This window comes from Arthrobacter sp. AIWTK1, from assembly GCF_056680535.1.
Genome location: NZ_CM155287.1, coordinates 40,193 through 56,076 on the forward strand (window position 1 = coordinate 40,193; position 15,884 = coordinate 56,076).

General features: G+C 66.2%; 14 protein-coding genes. 7 read left to right on the forward strand and 7 right to left on the reverse strand.

The annotated features are described in order from the left end of the window. Positions 1 to 208 precede the first annotated feature (208 nt). From AC1MDG_RS00195 to AC1MDG_RS00220, 6 genes are read left to right on the forward strand one after another with little or no spacing between them, the layout of a single operon-like run. Complete coding sequence (locus AC1MDG_RS00195; protein ID WP_479806771.1) at positions 209 to 1,675, forward strand: ABC transporter substrate-binding protein; 1,467 nt, start codon at positions 209 to 211, stop codon at positions 1,673 to 1,675. Between the two features lie 28 nt (positions 1,676 to 1,703). Then, positions 1,704 to 2,633 (forward strand): ABC transporter permease, encoded by a 930-nt coding sequence (locus AC1MDG_RS00200; RefSeq protein WP_028272355.1) that lies wholly within the window; start codon positions 1,704 to 1,706, stop codon positions 2,631 to 2,633. 8 nt (positions 2,634 to 2,641) lie between these two features. Then, positions 2,642 to 3,640 (forward strand): ABC transporter permease, encoded by a 999-nt coding sequence (locus AC1MDG_RS00205; RefSeq protein ID WP_479806772.1) that lies wholly within the window; start codon positions 2,642 to 2,644, stop codon positions 3,638 to 3,640. Beyond that, on the forward strand, positions 3,637 to 4,758 hold the full coding sequence (locus AC1MDG_RS00210) for an ABC transporter ATP-binding protein (protein WP_479806773.1): 1,122 nt from the start codon (positions 3,637 to 3,639) through the stop codon (positions 4,756 to 4,758). The genes AC1MDG_RS00205 and AC1MDG_RS00210 overlap by 4 nt, the downstream gene beginning before the upstream one ends. Then, complete coding sequence (locus AC1MDG_RS00215; protein ID WP_479806774.1) at positions 4,751 to 5,818, forward strand: ABC transporter ATP-binding protein; 1,068 nt, start codon at positions 4,751 to 4,753, stop codon at positions 5,816 to 5,818. Before AC1MDG_RS00210 ends, AC1MDG_RS00215 begins: the two co-directional genes overlap by 8 nt. Positions 5,819 to 5,828: 10 nt before the next feature. Next, the gene (locus AC1MDG_RS00220) at positions 5,829 to 6,554 is read left to right on the forward strand and encodes a sulfite exporter TauE/SafE family protein (RefSeq protein ID WP_479806775.1); all 726 of its coding nucleotides are present in this window, start codon (positions 5,829 to 5,831) and stop codon (positions 6,552 to 6,554) included. Here AC1MDG_RS00220 and AC1MDG_RS00225 read toward each other — a convergent pair. Continuing rightward, positions 6,547 to 7,578, reverse strand: a complete 1,032-nt coding sequence (locus tag AC1MDG_RS00225) for a 2-hydroxyacid dehydrogenase (RefSeq protein WP_479806776.1) — start codon at positions 7,576 to 7,578, stop codon at positions 6,547 to 6,549. The genes AC1MDG_RS00220 and AC1MDG_RS00225 overlap by 8 nt on opposite strands. Beyond that, positions 7,572 to 8,873: a glucarate dehydratase family protein gene (locus tag AC1MDG_RS00230; protein WP_479806777.1), complete on the reverse strand. Its 1,302-nt coding sequence runs from the start codon at positions 8,871 to 8,873 to the stop codon at positions 7,572 to 7,574. The genes AC1MDG_RS00225 and AC1MDG_RS00230 overlap by 7 nt, the downstream gene beginning before the upstream one ends. Positions 8,874 to 8,994: 121 nt before the next feature. Here AC1MDG_RS00230 and AC1MDG_RS00235 point away from each other — a divergent pair, with 121 nt between their 5' ends. Beyond that, positions 8,995 to 9,906, forward strand: coding sequence for a LysR family transcriptional regulator (locus AC1MDG_RS00235; protein ID WP_479806778.1), 912 nt, complete (start codon positions 8,995 to 8,997; stop codon positions 9,904 to 9,906). Between the two features lie 67 nt (positions 9,907 to 9,973). Here the strand turns inward: AC1MDG_RS00235 and AC1MDG_RS00240 are convergent, their stop codons facing one another. The 5 genes from AC1MDG_RS00240 to AC1MDG_RS00260 all read right to left on the reverse strand — a co-directional run bounded on the left by AC1MDG_RS00240 (position 9,974) and on the right by AC1MDG_RS00260 (position 15,853). After that, positions 9,974 to 10,669: a FadR/GntR family transcriptional regulator gene (locus AC1MDG_RS00240; RefSeq protein WP_479806779.1), complete on the reverse strand. Its 696-nt coding sequence runs from the start codon at positions 10,667 to 10,669 to the stop codon at positions 9,974 to 9,976. A gap of 10 nt (positions 10,670 to 10,679) precedes the next feature. Beyond that, the gene (locus tag AC1MDG_RS00245; protein ID WP_479806780.1) at positions 10,680 to 11,807 is read right to left on the reverse strand and encodes an L-talarate/galactarate dehydratase; all 1,128 of its coding nucleotides are present in this window, start codon (positions 11,805 to 11,807) and stop codon (positions 10,680 to 10,682) included. Positions 11,808 to 11,902: 95 nt separating this feature from the next. Further along, a complete protein-coding gene (locus AC1MDG_RS00250) occupies positions 11,903 to 12,823 on the reverse strand; it encodes an AEC family transporter (protein ID WP_479806781.1) in 921 nt (306 codons plus the stop codon). A 97-nt stretch (positions 12,824 to 12,920) separates the two neighbouring features. Then, positions 12,921 to 14,249, reverse strand: coding sequence for an enolase C-terminal domain-like protein (locus AC1MDG_RS00255; RefSeq protein ID WP_479806782.1), 1,329 nt, complete (start codon positions 14,247 to 14,249; stop codon positions 12,921 to 12,923). Beyond that, positions 14,246 to 15,853 carry an aldehyde dehydrogenase (NADP(+)) gene (locus AC1MDG_RS00260; protein ID WP_479806783.1) on the reverse strand — a complete coding sequence of 536 codons (1,608 nt, stop codon included), beginning with the start codon at positions 15,851 to 15,853 and terminating at the stop codon, positions 14,246 to 14,248. Before AC1MDG_RS00260 ends, AC1MDG_RS00255 begins: the two co-directional genes overlap by 4 nt. Positions 15,854 to 15,884: the final 31 nt, after the last annotated feature.

The window sequence follows — 15,884 nt, forward strand, 5'->3', positions numbered from 1 at the left end:
CCTGTGGCCCTCAACTAGCTTGAGTCCAGCGCGGCCCGAAACAGCTGATCTTGTTGCCCGGTTCCACGGGTGCAAGAGCACACCCCTGCCGCAACACCCAATTCGGAGGAATCCAATGACGTCTTCTTCAAAGTCCCCATTTCCCGCCGCTTTCCTCAAATTGCCGGTCCTGGCATCGGTCGCGGTGCTCGGTCTTAGCGGCTGTTCAGTGGCTAATTCCGACGCCGGCGCCGCCCCCTCGAACACGGTGCGCGTGGTTCTCGGCCAGGAACCGCCGACGCTGGAAGCCTGTGAGTCCAACCTGACCTCCACCGGCGTTGTGGTGCGCTCGAACGTCACCGAACCGCTGATTGAACGCAACCCGACCAGTGGCGAACTTGAGCCCAAGCTCGCCACCGAATGGAAGGCCACCACCGATACCGAGTGGACCCTTAAGCTGCGCGAAGGCGTGACGTTCCAGGACGGCACACCGTTCAATGCCGAGGCCGCCGCCTTCACCATCGAAAGGGCGGTCAACTCCAAGCTCGGCTGCAACGTGGAGGGTTACGTCTTCGGCGACGCGGACCTCGCTGTGAAGGCTGTGGATGCCACCACCCTGACTGTTACCACTCCCGAACCTGACCCGATCCTGCCGCTGCGCCTTTCGTTCCTGGAGGTTGTGCCGACGTCCACGAGTGCCACGGAGAAGGTCCGTGAACCGATTGGCACGGGCCCGTACAAGATCGAGAAGTGGGACGCCGGCCAGAAGATCACCTTGTCCAGCTGGGACGGCTATTGGGGAGACAAGCCCGCCTATGCCAAGGCCGAGTACCAGTGGCGTTCCGAGAGTTCGGTTCGCGCTGCCATGATTACCAGCGGCGAAGCTGATGTTGCCATGGGACTGAGCCCGGACGACAACATCGGCGACCTGGGCGTCGACTACCCCAACAACGAGACCGTAGCACTGCGGCTCGATGCCAACGAGGCGCCGCTCAATGACATCCGCGTCCGCCAGGCAGTTAATTACGCCATCGACAAGGAGGGAATCGTCAACTCCCTCTATCAGGGCAAGCACCAGGTGGCTGCCCAGTTGATTCCGGAAGGCGTTGTGGGGCACAACGCCGACCTGAAGGGCTGGCCGTTCGACCTGGACAAGGCGAAGTCCCTCGTTGCCGATGCCAAGGCGGACGGCGTTGATACGTCCGCGCAGGTCTCGCTGGTAGTCCGCAGCGCGCAGTTCCCGAAGATCACTGAACTGGCCCAGGTCCTGCAGGAGCAGCTGAGCCAGGCCGGCCTGAACGTGAAGCTGAAGATGCTGGAAACCAGCCAGCACCTGACCTACCAGGTCCGCCCGTTCGCGGACGACGAAGGCGCAGTTGCGCTGATGACCCAGCACGGCAACCAGGCCGGTGATGCGGCCTTCACGGTTGACCAGTACATGCTGTCCACTGGAGCGCAGAGCTACTTCGGCACGCCTGAGTTTGACGCCATGATCAAGAAGGCGGATGCGGCCTCCGGCGATGAGCGGAAGAAGGACTTCGAGGAGATCTTCGCCTACCAGAACGACAAGGTTGTCCAGTTTGCCCACATCTCGCACCAGACCGGCATCATCGGCAAGGCCAAGTCCGTGAATTACACGCCCAATTCGTCCAGTGGCGACGAGCTGCGTGTTTCGGAAATGACCCCGACAAACTAGTGCGGACCTCCGGGAAAGAAGGACAGCCATGCTGATCTACTTGAGAAAGCGGATTGTCTCCAGCGCTTTGCCGCTGGTGGTGGTGATCGTTGGCGTGTTCGCGCTGGCCAGGATGACGGGAAATCCCGCCAGCCTGTACCTGCCGCTGAATGCCACCCAGCAGATGCGCGACGACTTCACCGCGCGGAACGGACTGGACCAGCCGCTGCTGGTGCAGATGGCCGACTACTTCGGCGGAGTGCTGCGGCTCGATTTCGGGCAGTCGCTGCGCACGGGGCAGGATGCCGCGGCCATGGCGCTGCGTGCCTTTCCGGCCACCCTGCAGCTGGCCGCCACCACCATGGTGCTGGCCGTGCTGCTGGCTTTGGTGGTCGGTTGCTGGGCTGCGCTGAAGCCGAACGGCATTGCGGACCGTATCTCAAGTTTCGTCTCCATGGCTGCCGCTTCGATCCCTGATTTCTGGCTGGCAATCGTGGGCATCTGGGTCTTCGCCATTACCTTGGGCTGGCTCCCGACATCAGGTGTGTCGGGCGCCGGCGCCTGGGTGCTGCCGATCGCCACGTTGCTCCTGCGGCCGTTCGGCGTGCTGGTCCAGATTGTCCGCGGCTCCATGGTATCCGCCCTCTCGGAGCCCTACATCAAACTGGCCCGCAGCCGCGGAGCAGGCGAGCTCCGCGTGGTCACGCACCATGCGCTACGAAATGCGGCCGCCCCTGCGCTGACGGTGGCCGGTGACCTGACCGTGGGCCTCGTCAACGGCGCCGTGGTGGTGGAGACCATCTTCGGCTGGCCGGGCATTGGAAAGCTCATGATCGATTCGATTTTGCAGCGGGACTTCGCCGTCCTGCAGGCAGCCGTACTGCTCACTGCCGTCGCGATCTTTGCCCTGAACATCCTCATCGACATGGGGTATGCGCTGCTGGACGCGCGCGTCCGTCCCGTCACGGTAAAGGCATAGGAGTAGCCATGAAGACTTCACTCACTGAGGGTGCGGCACCAGAGAAGCTGCCGGCGGCCCACGAACACCAGAACCAAAAGAAGGACGAAAAACAGGACGGGAAACTGAGCCTCTTCCGCCTCTTGCTCAAGGACCGCTTTGCCACCGTCTCTGCGCTGGTCCTCGTCTTCATCGGCCTGACCGCACTCCTTGGTCCTGCGTTGATGGGCGACTTGGCCACCAAACAGAACCTGCTGTTCGCCAACAAAGCACCATTCACGCTGGCACACGGCTGGGAATACTTCCTGGGCAGCGATTCCCTGGGCCGCAGCATGCTGGCCCGGCTAGTCGTTGCCAGCCGGACCACGCTTTCCGTCGCTTTGCCCGCAGTCGCTGTGGCCCTCCTCATTGGCTCCCTGTGGGGCGTGTGGGCCGGCTATCACCGGGGTTGGCGGGAGAACGTGTCCATGCGCATCGCCGACGTGATCATGAGTTTCCCGTCCCTGCTGCTCGCCGTCGTCGTGCTTTATGTGTTTAGCCCGAGCGCAGCGAATATCGTGTTGATTCTGGCCCTTACCCGCATCCCTATCTACCTGCGCACCGCCCGCGCCGAATCGGCGGAGCTCCAAAGCCGTACATTCGTGGACGCGGCCCGCACCTTCGGTGCCAAGCCCAATGCGATCATCGTCCGGCACGTCATTCCCGTGGTGCTGCCGACGCTTTTGACGCTGGCCACCCTCGAGTTCTGCTATGTGATGCTCGCCGAGTCATCACTGAGCTTCCTGGGCATCGGCATCCAGCCGCCGGACGTCAGCTGGGGCCTGATGGTCTCCCAGGGCCGGCAGTACCTGCAGACCGCCTGGTGGTTGTCGATATTCCCCGGCGTCGCGATCGTGGTCACCACCATTGCCGCCAATGTACTCGCCGCCTGGCTGCGGATCGCTACTGATCCGGCCCAGCGCTGGCGCCTGGCACTTCCCCGCAAGCGGCTGACCGGCCGCATTCCAGTCAAGGAGGCAAAGCCGTGAAAACAGCTACTGACCAAGCTCCCGCAAGACGCTCGCGTGCCGCCGGTGCAGCTGCACCCCCCGTGCAGGCGAAGGCGCACGACGTCGTCCTGCAGGTACGTGACCTCGCGGTGGACATCCGCACGCACCGCGGTACCGTGCGCGCTGTCAACAGCGTGGCCTTCGAAGCTCGCGCCGGCGAAACGCTGGCGTTGCTCGGGGAATCCGGCTGCGGTAAGTCCATGACAGCCAAGGCGCTGGCCGGGATCATGGATCCGGTCTGCGACCTGGCCGACGGCGAAATCGTCCTCAACGGCACCGATCTCGCCGCACTCAGCGCCAAGGAACGGCTCAAGTTTGCCGGGCCGGAGTTGGGCATCGTCTTCCAGGACGCGCTGACGGCGCTGAACCCCGTCTATACGGTGGGCACGCAACTGGGCGAGGCCTTCCGCATCCACCGCGGGCTCAGTGCCAAGGAGGCCCGGGTCAAGGCGATTGACCTGATGAAGCGCGTCGGAATCCCCGAGCCGGAATCCAGGATCAATTCCTACCCGCACCAGTTCTCCGGCGGCATGCGCCAGCGCATCCTCATCGCCATGGCCGTGGCCCTCAACCCGCGCCTGCTGATCGCCGATGAACCCACCACCGCGCTCGACGTCACGGTCCAGGCGCAAATCATGCAGCTGCTGCGGAAGCTCCGTGAGGAGGGCCAAATGGCCGTCATCCTCATTACCCACGACCTCGCGGTGGTGGCCGAGGAAGCTGACTCCGTGGCTGTGATGTACGCCGGAAACGTGGTGGAGAGCGGCCCGGTCGCCGAGCTTTTCTCCGACCCCCGCCACCCCTATACCAAGGGCCTGCTGGAATCGGTGCCCGTCCACCTGGGGCGGGGCGCCCAGCTGAAGTCCATTGCCGGCAGCCCGCCGGAGCTCCACGACATTCCCGCCGGCTGCGTCTACCAGTCCCGCTGCCCACTGGTGCAGGACATCTGCCGGGCCGAGCGTCCCCTGCTCCGCCCGGTAGCCGGCGCCGCCCCCGGCGCCGCTTCCGGCAACCCGGTGAACGCCCCTTCCGGCCGGGAACCGCGGCCCGTCCGCATGGCCGCCTGCCACTTCAGCGAGGAGATCAACAATGTCTGAGCCGCTTCTGAGAATCGACGGCCTGACCAAGACGTTCCACGTGGCCAAGAGCGCCAGCGGCAACACCCGGCTCAAAGCCCTGGACGGCATCAGCCTGACGGTGGGCCGCGGGGAAACCCTAGGGCTGGTAGGCGAGTCAGGCTGCGGCAAGTCCACCCTGGCGCGGACCCTGATGATGCTGGAAACACCGGATGAAGGGCACGTGAGCTTTGAGGGAACGAATCCCTTCGGGCTCCGCGGTAAAGAACTGCTGGGCTGGCGACGGCGGGTGCAGATGGTATTCCAGGACCCATTTGCGTCCTTGAACGCCCGGATGAACGCCGGCGACATCATCGCCGAGCCGTGGGCCACTCACCGTAGCCTCTACCGGACGTCCAGGGAACGCGAAGCCAGGGTCCGGGAACTGCTGCACATGGTGGGGCTGCGTCCCTCCGACGCACGCAAGTCGCCGCAGGAATTCTCCGGCGGTCAGCGCCAGCGCATCGGCATTGCCCGGGCCCTGGCCCTAAACCCGGACGTCATCATCCTCGACGAGCCGGTCTCAGCCCTGGACCTTTCCGTTCAGGCACAGGTCCTGAACTTGCTCAACCAGCTCCAGCAGGATCTCGGGGTGTCCTACATCTTCATCTCGCACGACCTGACGGTGGTCCGCCATGTGGCAGACAGGGTGGCCGTGATGTACCTCGGACGGATCATCGAGACAGGGGCCACTGAGGAAGTCTTTGACCATCCCCGGCACCCCTATACGGCGGCCCTGATGTCGGCGTCCCCGAAGCTTGACGTCAGTGGGACCAAGCGGGACAGGATTGTCCTCCAAGGCGAGCTCCCCTCTCCGCTGGATCCGCCGTCGGGATGCCGCTTCCGGACGCGGTGCTGGAAAGCCCAGGACATCTGCGCTAAAGTGTCGCCGGAACCGCAGGTCCTCGCGGCCCCTGACGGCACGAAGCATATTGCGGAGTGCCATTTTCCGCTCGACTCCATCAAGGGCCTGACGGGCGCCCCGGCGACTGCTGCCGCTGGCACCAAGGCCACGGCAACTGCCACTGCCGCCGCCCCGTGACGGGCCCCGAGTGACTGGTGCCGAGTATGCCGTCATCGCCGGTGTGATCTTCCTGGCCGCATGCCTTCAGGCGTCCAGCGGCTTCGGCATGGGCATGCTGGCGGCGCCGGTGATCGCGATGGTGGATCCGGCGCTGCTTCCGGCCACACTGATCCTCCTGGCCCTGCTCGTCACCGTCATGGTGACCGTGCGGGAACGGCAAAGCCTGGACCTGCGGGGCACGGGCTGGGCGTTAGTGGGCAGGATTCCCGGGAGTCTCCTTGGCGCGTGGCTGGTGGCCGCCCTGTCGAAGGAGGGTCTGGCCTGGGTGGTGGTGGCCGTCGTGCTGACCGGCCTCATCCTTGCGGTCCGCGGCTGGGCGCCCCGACCCGTCCGGACCAACCTCATCGCTGCGGGTGCGGCCTCCGGCATCATGGGCACGGCCACCTCCATCGGCGGCCCGCCCATGGCCCTGGTCTGGCAAGGACACGACGGTCCCCGGCTGCGCGGCACCATGAGCGCCTTCTTTATGGTGGGATCGTCGATTTCGATGGTGATGCTCTGGATCACCGGCGCGGTCACCGCAGAGATGCTGTCCGTGGCGCTGTGGATGGTTCCCGCGGCAGTTGGCGGCTACGTGGCGTCCCGGTTCGTGAACCGCTTCCTCAATGCCGCACGCCTGAAGGCGCTGGCCCTGGGTGCGTCGGCGCTGGGGAGCACGTTGCTGATCGTGCAGCTGGTCGTGGCGGCTACCTAGCCGGGACGGGCCGCGGCACCAGGTTCACAAGCGCCCCGCCGCGCGCAAGCAGCCCGATATTGGCGGCGATGTCAGCGGCACGGCTTTCAAAGGTAGTGCGTGCATGGCCGGAATGGTGCGGGGTCAGCACGGTGTTCGGCAGGGATGCGAAGGGCAGTTCAGCGGGCGGAATTGCGCCGTCCGCTGGCGACCCCCACCAGACGTCGAGGCCGGCTCCGGCGATCCGCCGCTCCTTCAGTGCCGCGAACAGTGCCGCCTGTTCCACCACCGGTCCGCGTGCCACGTTAATAAGGAACGCTGACGGTTTCATGGCGGACAGTTCTGCTGCCCCGATCATCCCCTCCGTCCCGGACTCCAGCGGGACGGTCACCACCACGACGTCGGACGCCGCCAGGAGCCGGTGGAGCTCGCGGATCCCGCCCACCCAGTCGAGGCGGACCCCCTGCGGCAGGGCAGCCGAAGGACTGCGCCGGACAGCGCGGACCTTCATGCCCAGTGCTCCGGCCACGCGGGCAACCTCGGCGCCGATGGACCCCAGGCCCACCAGGCCCAGCGTCAGGTCAGCGAGGACGGGATGGAACGGCACGTCGTCGGCCGTTGCGATGGTCCGCCACTGTCCCTGGCGGACCTCCCGGTCGGCTGCCGCAACATTGCGGGAAAGCATCAGGGTGACCATCAGGACGTGCTCGGCGATGGGCCGTGCGTGGTGGAAGGTGTTGGCCACCAAGGCTGACGGCAGCAGGTGCGGGAAGGAAATCTTGTCGTAGCCCGCTCCTGTCACATGGACCAGCCGCACGCGGCCGGCGGCCTCCGCTTCCACGGGGCCGAGGACGGAGCAAACTACTACGTCGGCGCCCGCCAGGGCTTCCAGCCGGCGGCCGGGAGTCCAAGCCGCCGCCATATCCCACTGGTGAGTGCCGCCGTCGACCTTTAGCCGGTCCTCGAAGCGGCTGATGATGGGATCGGTGACCACGATCTTCAGTGATTCAAGACGGACCGGAGCCTGTTCTCCGGTGTTTACCACCGGGGACCCTGAAGCTCGTAGGAGGGGTGGAGTCGCTGCATATAGCCGGTGTCGTCCCGGCTCCTGATCCCGCAGTCCAAGTACTGGCGGTGTAGGCGCTCCAGGGCGTCACGGTCCACCTCGACCCCGAGGCCCGGGCCTGTGGGGACCTTGACGGCGCCGTCCTTGAACGTGAACACACCGTCGGCAATGACGTCCTCCGACGGGTCCTTCCAGGGCCAGTGCGTGTCGCACGCGTAGTCGAGGTTGGGGGTCGCCGCCGCCAAATGGACCATGGCGGCGAGGCTGATGCCCAGGTGGGAATTGGAATGCATGGACAGCCCCAGGCCGAACGTCTCGGTAATGCCAGCCAGGAACTGGGTCCGGCGGAGGCCGCCCCAGAAGTGGTGGTCCGAGAGGATGACATCCACTGCCCCGGCCGCCACGGCAGGGGCCACGTCCGCGAAGCTGACCACGCACATGTTCGTGGCCAGTGGCATGCCTACCTCGCTGCGCACCGCCGCCATGCCTTCAATGCCTGGTGTGGGGTCCTCAAGGTACTCCAGGACGCCGTGCAATTCCTTGCCCACGCGGATGGAGGTCTCCACTGTCCAAGCGCCGTTGGGATCGATGCGGAGGGGGAGGTCGGGGAACGCGGCGCGGAGGGCATGGATGGCGGCGATCTCTTCTTCCGGCGGGAACACCCCGGCTTTGAGTTTGAGTGCGCTGAAACCGTAGCGGTCCACCATGGTCCGTGCCTGCTGCACAATCCCGGCCGGGTCCAGGGCCGCACCCCAGGCGTCGTCTTCCTGGCCGGGGTGGCCCGCCCACTTGTAGAACAGGTATCCGCTGAACTGCACGGAGTCACGGACGGCGCCGCCCAGGAGGTCGCTGACCGGCCGGCCGAGGAGTCTGCCCTGGATATCCAGCGCGGCGACGTCGAACGCGGACAGGACGCGGTCCGCTGTGCTGGAACCGGTGACCATGCCGCTCATGCCGTGCCCGCCCTGGATGGTGTCCTGCTGCAGGGCCTGGGCGATCCGGAGGCGCAGCACGTTGATGTTGAAAATGTCCGTGCCGGGCACGGCCGCAGCTGCGAGCCGGAGGCGGGCAATATGGCCGGCATCCCCGTAGGTTTCACCGAAGCCCGATACTCCGGCATCCGTCCGGACCTCCACGATCGCCCGCAGCGCGAACGGTTCGTGAACGCCCACGGTGTTCAGGAGCGGAGGGTCCTTGAACGCTACCGGCGTGATGGAGACGCCGGTAATCCTGGCCTGGTTGACGTACTGGGCGGGATCGTATGCCTGGTCCACAGCGCTGTGCTCCTTGGGTTGCCTCGGGGTTGATTTACCTGCTCCGTTCACCGACCATAAGGGGAGTCATCGATCTAAGTCCAAGCTAATTTGTGCACTCAATAATTCAGTAAAGGTATGAATGTTTTCGCTACCACCGTTAGAGGCGTTTGTGGCCGTCGCTGAAGAGCTCCACTTCGGCGCCGCGGCTGAGCGGCTCAACATGACCCAGCCGCCGCTGAGCCGCCAGATCCAGATGCTTGAGAAGAAGCTGGGTACCCAGCTGTTCGGCCGCACCAGCAGGAAGGTGGAGCTGACGGCCGCAGGCGCCACCCTGCTGCCGAGGGCACGCCAGATCCTGGATATGTGTATTAAGACCGACCTGGATGTCCGCCGGGTGTCCTCCGGCGAGGCGGGTGCCATCACAGTGGGGTACACGGCCATAGCCGGTCAGAGCGCCCTGCCGCTGATGCTGCGGCGCGCCGCGGAAGGGATGCCGGGAGTGTCCTTTGTGCTCCGGGAACTGGTCTCAACGGACCAGATGGACGGGCTGGTGAAGGGCAGCGTTGACATCGGCCTGCTGCGGCCCATCGTCGCCCGGCCCGGTGTGGTGTCACGGCCGCTCATGCAGGACCGGCTGGTGGTGGCGCTGCCTGAGGGGAGTTCGCTGCTGGGCAACATGGCGGCGCCGGAGGGGGAGCCGCTGCCGCTTGGATCCTTGGACAGGCTGCCGCTGCTGATGTACTCCACCAAGGAGGCCCGGTACTTCCACGACCTGGTACTCCGGCTGTTCGCCAGCGCCGGCGCGCACGCCAACGTCACGCAGTACGCGAGCCAGGTCCCTGCGCTTCTGGCCTTCGTCCAGGCTGGCCTGGGGGTGACGCTCGTCCCAGCCTCGGCCATGGCTTTCGCCCCCGCAGGAGTGGAATTCCACGAGATTGACGGGCGGCACGGAATCCAGGAGCTGAACCGCGTGGACCTGGAGCTGGCGTGGAACGAAGAGACGGCCAACCCCGCTGTCTTGAGGCTTCTTGAGCTGATCGAGACTTTCTGAGCGGCCGGCTGACCTCCACGCCTGAGCGGCGCCCGGCCGGCCAGCCAGCAGCGGCAACTGGCCGGGTCTACTGGCGGCCGGCCCGCAGCCGCCGCCTTGAGTTGGCCAGGTGGCTGCGCATGGCAGCCGACGACGACGGCACGTCACCTTCCGCGATGGCCGCATAGATCGATTCGTGCTCGTGGACCACTTGGTCGAAGTGGTCGCGGGCGGAGTGTTCGTCGCCGGTGATCAGCCGGGTGCGTGGCATGGCAATCATGGTCTGGCCCAGTGAGGCCAGGGAGTCGGAGTAGAAGGGGTTCCCGGACGCGGCGGCGATGGCTTTGTGGAATTCGTAGTCGGCCTTCATTGCATGCGCCGGGTGGCCGCTGCTTGACGTGAAGTCCTCCAGTGCTTTCTGCACGGCCCTCAACTGCCGGTCCGTCCGGTTTCGCGCGGCCAGTGCGGCAGCCTCGGATTCGACGCCGATGCGGAACTCGAGCAGGCGGAGCCGGTCCTCCAGGCTGGTCACCGGCCGGCCGCCGGGGGCCCACGGATCACCGGCCGGGGGCGGGGTCAGTGCGAAGCTGCCCCGCCCCCGTTCGGTTTCCACCAGTCCCTCTGCCTGCAGCCGGGTCAGGGCTGCCCGGACCACGGTGCGGCTGACGCCGAACTCGCCGATCAGCGTGTTTTCGCTGGGCAGCTTGTCGCCGGGCTGGATGGCGCCGTCAACAATGCGCGTGCGAAGGTCGGCGGCGAGGTCCGCGGTCAGGTTCCGGCTCATGCGTTCAAGGTTACGCGCCGAACTCCACGGATTCGGTGGTCCAGGCGCGTGCCTGGTCGCTGAGGGACACGCCGAGGCCCGGGCGGTCCGGAACCAGCATGCGGCCGTTCTTGGTTTCGAGGCGCTCATTGAACAGCGGGTCGAGCCAGTCGAAGTGCTCCACCCACGGTTCGCGGGGGTAGGCGGCGGCGAGGTGCAGGTGGATTTCCATGGCGAAGTGCGGGGCGAGGCCCAGGCCCCGCTCGTCCGCCAGGGCGGCCAGGCGCAGGAACTGGGTGATGCCGCCGACGCGGGGTGCATCGGGCTGGATGATGTCGCAGCCATTGGCGTTGATCAGGCCCTTGTGCTCGGCCACGGACGCCAGCATCTCGCCGGTGGCGATAGGGGTGTCCAGAACCTGGGCGAGGTGGGCATGGCCTTCGAAGTCGTAGGCGTCCAGCGGTTCTTCGATCCAGATGAGGTTGAATTCCTCCAACTGCCGGCCCATCCGCAGGGCGGTGGCGCGGTCCCACTGCTGGTTGGCATCCACCATGAGCGGTACGTCCCAGCCGATGTGTTCGCGGATTCCGGCCACGCGGCGCAGGTCCTCTTTGCTATCGGGGAGGCCCACCTTGATCTTGATGCCGCCGATGCCTTCGTTGATGGACTGGGTTGCGCGTGCCTTGACCTCGTCCAGGGAGGCGTTGAGGAAGCCGCCGGACGTGTTGTAGGTCTGGACGGAGTCGCGGTAGGAGCCCAGCAGCTTGGCGAGAGGAAGCCCGGCGCGCTTGGCCTTGAGGTCATAGAGGGCGATGTCGATGGCGGCCAGCGCCTGGGTTGCCACGCCTGAGCGGCCTACGGAAGCGCCGGCCCAGAGGAGCTTCGTGTAGATCTTGCCGATGTCGTTGGGGTCCTCACCGATGATGCCCTCGGCCACCTCTTTGGCGTGCGCGTACTGGGCGGGGCCTCCTGCGCGCTTGGAGTAGCTGAAGCCGATGCCGCTGTGGCCTTGTTCGGTTGTGATCTCGGCGAAGAGGAAGACCACTTCCGTCATGGGCTTCTGGCGGCCGGTAAACACCTTGGCGTCGCTGATCGGCACGGCGAGGGGAAGCCTGGCGGCGGAGAGTTTTACGTGGCGGATGAGGTCTACGGTGCTCATGGCTTGCTCCTCGTAAGCAGGATGGTGGGCTGCATTGCCCTCTTACTTAGGATACAAGTATCAAACATGTATTACAAGTAGTTGATCCCCGCCGTCTACCCCACCAGCCACGCCACCACGAGAAGCGCTCCGATACTTAAGACGGTTGTGCAGAGGATGACGTCGCGGGCTACGGTCATGCCGCGGCCGTACGGCGACGCGAAGAGGAACACGTTCTGGGCGGTGGGCAGCGCGGCCATGATCACGCTGGCCAGCAGATGCTGCCCCTCCAGGCCAAAAACAAAGCGGCCCAGGACCCACACAATGAGGGGCATTCCAGCAATTTTCAGGAACGTGGCCACGAGGGTTTCCGTGCGGCCGTCGTCTTTCTGCAGCGGGGCCCGGCCGGCGAGGGACAGCCCGAAGGCGAGCAGCACCATGGGCACGGCACCACCGGCCAGCATGTCGATGGGTTTCTGCATGAGGTCCGGGGCGCTCCAGCCCGTCAGGGCAACGGCGGCACCCAGTCCGGAGGCGATAATCATCGGGTTGGCGAAAGGCTGGAGCAGCAGCTTCTTCCAGGAGATTTTGGAGCCTGACACCAAGCCCAGCACGGTGAGATAGAACGGCGCCATCACCAAAATCTGCACCAGCAGCACCGGTGCCACGTGCTGCGCCGTTCCGACGGCGTAGAGCGACACCGGAATGCCGATGTTGTTCGCGTTGGCGTAGCTGCTGGCCATGGCGCCCACGGCTGTTTCGGCTGCGGGGCGGCGGAAAAACAGAAAACTGGCAAGGCAGTAAAGAAGCCCCACTACTGCTGCCGAAAGCAACGCCAGCGGGGCGTCCGTTCCAAGGGCTGCCCGGATATCGCTACCGGCCACCACTGTGTACAGCAGCGCCGGGTTGGTGACGTAATAGGCGGTGCGGGTCAGTGCGCCCTGGACTTCCGGTCCCAGGATCCGGAAGCGGGCGGCGAAATAGCCCACGGCAATGACAGCGGAGACAATAAGTATTCCGGAGACAACGCCGCCCAAAAGTGCGCCCTTCTATTTACTGTAAGTCCTGGATCCCGCACGGCCGTTGCATCAGGAGGGCCGGCCGTGCGGAAGCTTAAGTTCTATCGCAGGACGTCTACCGCACCAGGCAGGGGCGCTTCGGGTCGAACGACCAGCCGTCGACGTAATACTGCATCCCGATGCTGTCGTCCCGGGCATCCAGGCCGTGCTCCAGGTAGAGCTGGTGGGCCTTGTCCAGGGCGTCACGGTCCAGTTCGATGCCCAGGCCCGGCGCGTCCGGGACCTCGATGGCGCCGCCCTTGATCTGCAGCGGATCCTTGGTCAGCCCCTGCCCGTCCTGCCAGATCCAGTGGGTGTCCAGCGCGGTGATCTCGCCCGGGGCTGCCGCGCCGGTGTGCGTGAACATCGCCAGTGAGATGTCGAAGTGGTTGTTGGAGTGCGAGCCCCAGGTGAGCCCGAAATCATGGCAGAGCTGCGCCACCCGGACGGAGCCGTGCATGGTCCAGAAGTGCGGGTCCGCGAGCGGAATATCGACGGCGTTGCTGCGGATCGCGTGGGACATTTCGCGCCAGTCCGTGGCAATCATGTTAGTGGCCGTCTTGAGCCCTGTGGCGCGGCGGAATTCGGCCATGATCTCGCGGCCGGAGAATCGGCCTTCGGCGCCGCAGGGGTCCTCGGCGTAGGCAACCACGCCCTGCATCCGCTTGCCGAGTCGGATCGCCTCGTCCAGCAGCCAGCCGCCGTTCGGGTCCAAGGTGACCCGGGCGTCCGGGAAGTGCTTGGCCAGGGCGGTGACCACGTCCACTTCGTCGCCGCCGGACAGCACTCCGCCCTTGAGCTTGAAGTCACTGAAGCCGTACCGTTCCTGGGCCGCTTCGGCCAGGGCAACCACCGCCGCAGGTGTCATGGCCTCCTGCCGGCGCAGCCTCTCCCAGCGGTCCGCCGGCGCATCCTCCACCAGGTACGGCAGGTCCGTCCGCCGGCGGTCGCCGACGAAGAAGAGGTACCCGAGCATCGGAACGGAGGAGCGCTGCTGCCCGTCACCGAGCAGTTCGGCCACCGGGACGCCCAGGAACTGGCCGTGGAGGTCCAGCAGGGCGGATTCGACGGCGGTGACCGCGTGGACGGTGGTGCGGAGGTCGAAGGTCTGCAGCCCGCGGCCGCCGGCGTCGCGGTCCGCAAACTCGGCCGCGATCTCCCGCAGCAGCGAGCGGTAGCGGGCCACCGGTTTGCTGGCAATGAACGCCCCGGCCTCCTCAATGGTGGTGCGGATCTTCTCCCCGCCGGGGACTTCACCCAGGCCGGAGCGTCCGTCCGAGTCGGTAATGATCACCACATTGCGCGTGAAGAACGGTCCGTGCGCGCCGCTGAGGTTCATTAGCATGCTGTCGTATCCGGCGACGGGAACTACCTCAACCTTGGCGACGGTGGGCTGGCTGCTCATGCGTTGACCCTATCTTCTGCGTCGGCTGCGGCTTCGACCGTGCCGTCGATCCGGCGGTTCAGGTGCCACGGGTTGGCGTCCTGCAGCGGAGCCGGGAGCAGCTCCTGGGGCAGGTTCTGGTAGGCGACCGGCCGCAGGAAACGGTTGATGGCCAAGGTGCCAACCGACGTCGTGCGGGTGTCCGACGTCGCCGGGAAGGGGCCGCCGTGGACCATAGCGTGGCCCACCTCGACGCCGGTGGGCCAGCCGTTCACGATGATCCGCCCCACCTTCTGTTCGAGGGCGGGCAGCAGTTGCGCCGCCGTCGGGTAGTCCTCTTCGGTGAGCTGCAGGGAAGCGGTGAGCTGGCCTTCGAGCCGGTTGGTCGCCTGGATCAGTTCCTCCGCGGTGGAGTAGCGGATCACCAGGCTTGCCGCGCCGAAGATCTCGGCGTGCAGGACGTGGTTGCTGACGAAGTCGGCGATGTCGGTCCCGAAGATGGTGGGGGCCGGCGCGTTCTCAGTGGGGCCGGCGGTGCCCTTGCCGACGACGGTCACGTTGCCGGCGGATCCGAGCGCCTCGGCGCCGTTGTTCCAGGAACCGGCGATGCCGGCGGTCAGCATGGTCTGGCCGGCACAGGCGGAGACTGCGCGTCCGACGGCGGCAGCCAGCTTGTCGCCTGCCTCGCCGGCCGGCGCGAACAGCAGGCCTGGGGACGTGCAGAGCTGCCCTGAACTTCCGGTGACGGCCGCGACGTACTGCTGGGCGAGTGCGTCGACATCACCCTTGAGGGCGCCGGGGAAGACGAAGACCGGGTTGAGCGAGGACATCTCCGCGTAAACCGGGATAGGCTCCGCCCGTGCCGCCGCGGTGCGCATCAGGGCGATGCCGGCACTTTGCGAGCCGGTGAAACCTACGGCCTTGATGGCCGGGTCCGCAACGAGGGCTTGGCCGATGCTGCTGCCGGGGCCGTAGATGAGTGAGAAGACGCCGGGGTGGAGCCCGGAGTCGCGGACGGCCTTCGCAATGGCCTGGCCGACGAGTTCGCCGGTGCCAGGGTGGGCGTTGTGTGCCTTGAAGACCACCGGGCAGCCGGCGGCGAGGGCCGATGCGGTGTCTCCTCCCGCCGTCGAAAAGGCCAACGGGAAGTTGCTCGCGCCGAAGACGGCCACCGGCCCCAGCGGAATCTGGCGCTGGCGGATGTCGGCGCGGGGGAGCGGCGTGCGCTCCGGCAAAGCCGGATCGATGCGGACGCCCCGGAAATCGCCCTGCCTGACCACCGTGGCGAACAGCCGGAGCTGCCCCGAGGTGCGGGCACGTTCGCCCTGCAGCCGGGCCGCGGGGAGGCCGGTCTCCTGGCCTGCCCGGAGGATCAGTTCGTCACCTATGGCCTCGATGTTATTCGCGATGGCTTCCAGGAAGCTGGCGTGCGTCTCGGGATCGAGGGTGCTGAAGGACGGGTAGGCCGCGGCGGCTGCGGCCGTGGCTGCCGTCAGTTGGTCCTCGGTGAGCAGGGTGTAAGCGGGCTCGAGCTGTTCGTTGCTGGCGGGGTTGAACCCAAAGGCGTTGTTGCCTTCGCCGACGACAGGTCGTCCGGCGATGAGCGAATGTCCGGTGAGTGTCACGGTGGTTACTCCTTGGAAGCGGTGGGTCAGG

Excerpts from the sequence above, each read along its gene's own strand:
- AC1MDG_RS00215 (WP_479806774.1), top strand. The coding sequence starts at position 4,751 with ATGTCTGAGCCGCTTCTGAGAATCGACGGCCTGACCAAGACGTTCCAC.
- AC1MDG_RS00235 (WP_479806778.1), top strand. The coding sequence starts at position 8,995 with ATGTTTTCGCTACCACCGTTAGAGGCGTTTGTGGCCGTCGCTGAAGAG.
- AC1MDG_RS00245 (WP_479806780.1), bottom strand. The coding sequence starts at position 11,807 with ATGAGCACCGTAGACCTCATCCGCCACGTAAAACTCTCCGCCGCCAGG.
- AC1MDG_RS00240 (WP_479806779.1), bottom strand. The coding sequence starts at position 10,669 with ATGAGCCGGAACCTGACCGCGGACCTCGCCGCCGACCTTCGCACGCGC.
- AC1MDG_RS00205 (WP_479806772.1), top strand. The coding sequence starts at position 2,642 with ATGAAGACTTCACTCACTGAGGGTGCGGCACCAGAGAAGCTGCCGGCG.
- AC1MDG_RS00200 (WP_028272355.1), top strand. The coding sequence starts at position 1,704 with ATGCTGATCTACTTGAGAAAGCGGATTGTCTCCAGCGCTTTGCCGCTG.
- AC1MDG_RS00255 (WP_479806782.1), bottom strand. The coding sequence starts at position 14,249 with ATGAGCAGCCAGCCCACCGTCGCCAAGGTTGAGGTAGTTCCCGTCGCC.